Genomic DNA, 2,694 nt, shown 5'->3' with positions numbered 1-2,694 from the left:
CCGGCTACGAGGCGCAGCTGCAGTACGCCGAGGACGACATCTCCGTGCAGGTCAACCAGATCGAGACGATGATCGCCGATGGCGTCGAGGTCCTCGTCGTCGCCGCGATCGACGGCAAGCAGCTCACCTCGGTGCTGCAGGGGGCCAAGGACGCCGGCATCCCGGTCATCTCCTACGACCGCCTCATCCTCAACTCCCCGAACATCGACTACTACGCGACGTTCGACAACTTCCAGGTCGGCGTCCAGCAGGGCACCTACATCAAGGACGCCCTCCAGCTCGACACCGCACCGGGACCGTTCGAGGTGGAGCTCTTCGGGGGCTCGCCCGACGACAACAACGCGTACTTCTTCTTCGACGGCGCGATGTCGGTCCTGCAGCCCTACATCACCGCCGGCAAGCTCGTCGTCAAGAGCGGCCAGATGGACATGGGCAAGATCGCCACCCTGCGCTGGGACGCCGCGACGGCCCAGCAGCGCATGGCCGCCCTGCTCGCCACCCACTACGCCGACGCCGCGGTCGACGCCGTCCTGTCCCCCTACGACGGCATGAGCATCGGCATCATCACCAGCCTCAAGGCCGCCGGGTACGGCACCGCGGAGAAGCCGCTGCCGGTCGTCACCGGCCAGGACGCCGAGCTGGAGTCGGTGAGGTCCATCATCGCCGGCGAGCAGTCGCAGACCGTCTACAAGGACACCCGCGAGCTGGCCGAGGTCGCCGTCGACATGGCCCAGGCGGTGCTGGAGGGCAGGGAGCCGGAGATCAACGACACGGAGACGTACGACAACGGCGCGAAGATCGTCCCGTCGTACCTGCTGCAGCCCGTCTCCGTGGACGAGACCAACTACGAGGAGGTCCTCGTCGGCGGCGGGTACTACACCGCCGACCAGCTGGGCTGATCCCGCCGCGGGGCACCCCGCCGCCCGTCGGGGTGGTGGGGTGCCTCACCGCCGGCGCCGCACCGGGCCGCCGGAGCTGTCCCGCACCACCAGCTGCGGCGCGATCGGCGCCGACGCCGGCCCCGCGGGCGCCTCGCCGAGCTGCGCCAGCACCGCCAGCACGCAGCGGCGGCCCAGCTCCCGGAAGTCCTGGCGCACCGTCGACAGCGGCGGCCACGAGTGCGCCGCCGCCGGCACGTCGTCGAACCCCACGACCGCCACCTCCGCCGGCACGCCCACCCCGGCCTCCTGCAGGGCGTGCACCAGGCCCAGCGCCATCAGGTCGTTGGCCGCGAACACCGCCACCGGCCGCCGCGCCGGGCGCCGGGCCGGCGGCAGCGCCGCCCAGCGCCGCAGCAGCTCCCGGCCCGCCGCGTAGCCCGAGTCGCCCGACCAGTCCCCCGGCAGCGGCTCCACCACCGGCGCACCCGCCTCCAGCAGCGTCCGGCGCCAGCCCCGCTCGCGGCGGTCGCCCTCCGGCCAGCCGTCGGGCCCGCGCAGGTGCAGCACCGTCTCGTGCCCCAGGTCGAGCAGGTGCCGGGTCGCCAGCCGCGCCCCCAGCTCCTGGTCGACGGACACGCCCGCCAACGCCCCCGTCACGTGTGCCTGCGCCACCACGACCGGCACCCCCGGCGGCGCCGGCAGCGCACCGACCGCCGAGGCCACCGACGTCACGATCACGATGCCCTCCACCTGCTGCGCCGCCAGGTGGTCCACCGCGGCCCGCAGCGTGTCCGGGCGCACCTCCACCAGGCTCGTCAGCACCACCGACCGGCCCAGCGCGCGGGCCGCCTCCTCCACCCCCAGCACCGTGTGCACCGGACCGTGGTGGACGCCGAAGGGGGTGATGACACCCAGCAGGCCCGAGCGGTTGGTGACCAGCGCCCGCGCCGCGGGGTTGCGGCGGTAGCCCAGCTCCTCGATGGCCGCCAGCACCCGCGCCCGCGTCTGCGGGCGCACCGCGCCCGCGTCGTTGAGCACCCGCGAGACCGTCTGGTGGGAGACCCCCGCGACCCGCGCCACGTCCGCCATCACCGGCGGGCGGCCGCCGGCGGCGGGCGTCGCAGTCACGCCGACACCCTAGGTGGCCGCGGGCGTCGCCCGGCAGCACCGCACCCCCGGGTGGGCCGACCGCACCCGGGCTCAGCGCAGCAGCAGACCCACCACGGCCGGCACCACCGCCACCGCCGCCCCCACCACCAGCAGCGCGGAGTCGGCGCGGGTCCACGGCGCCGGCTCCGCCCACGTGCGCCGGCCGCAGCCGGCGAACCCGCGCGCGTCCATCGCCGCCGCCGCCCGCTCCGCCGAGCGCAGCGCCACGACCAGCACCCCGAACGTCATGGCCGCCGCGAACCGCGCCCGCTGCACCGGGGAGCGGCCCGGCCCCAGCCCCCGGGCGCGCCGGGCCCTGGCCAGCGCGTCCCACGCCTCGTGCAGCTGCTCCAGCCGCTGCAGCGCCGCCGTCGCCGCCACCACCGGGCGCGCGGGCAGGCGCAGCCGCTGGGCGAGGGCGTCCCCCAGCCGGCTCGGGTCCACCCAGCCCAGCAGCAGCGCCCCCGGCACCACGAGCACGAGGACGCGCAGCGCGGCGGTGACCGCCACCTCCGACCGGTCCGGCCCGCCCGCACCCAGCAGCCAGGTGGACCAGCCCACCGAGACGGCGGCCAGCCCCACCCCCACCAGCCGCGGCAGCACCGCCCGCAGCGACGGCGCCGCGAAGGGCGCCAGCAGCAGCTGCACCGCCAGCGCGGCCGCA

Annotated in this window: 3 protein-coding genes; 1 reads left to right on the top strand and 2 read right to left on the bottom strand. The window is 76.1% G+C overall.

All coding sequences use genetic code 11. The features are described from left to right. A partial coding sequence (gene chvE, locus ABEB16_RS18750) for a multiple monosaccharide ABC transporter substrate-binding protein (RefSeq protein ID WP_345713730.1) occupies positions 1–899 on the top strand: 899 nt, incomplete at its 5' end. A gap of 45 nt (positions 900–944) precedes the next feature. On the opposite strand, the gene ABEB16_RS18745 is transcribed toward chvE, so the two are convergent. Next, on the bottom strand, positions 945–2,009 hold the full coding sequence (locus ABEB16_RS18745; RefSeq protein WP_345713729.1) for a LacI family DNA-binding transcriptional regulator: 1,065 nt from the start codon (positions 2,007–2,009) through the stop codon (positions 945–947). Between the two features lie 72 nt (positions 2,010–2,081). Then, the coding region (locus ABEB16_RS18740) for a CbiQ family ECF transporter T component (RefSeq protein ID WP_345713728.1) at positions 2,082–2,694 on the bottom strand (613 nt) is incomplete at its 5' end.

It is taken from the genome of Kineococcus glutinatus (assembly GCF_039542765.1).
GTDB lineage: Bacteria > Actinomycetota > Actinomycetes > Actinomycetales > Kineococcaceae > Kineococcus_A > Kineococcus_A glutinatus.
Note: the sequence above shows the minus strand (reverse complement) of the source record. Positions and strands in the feature narration are given on the sequence as shown.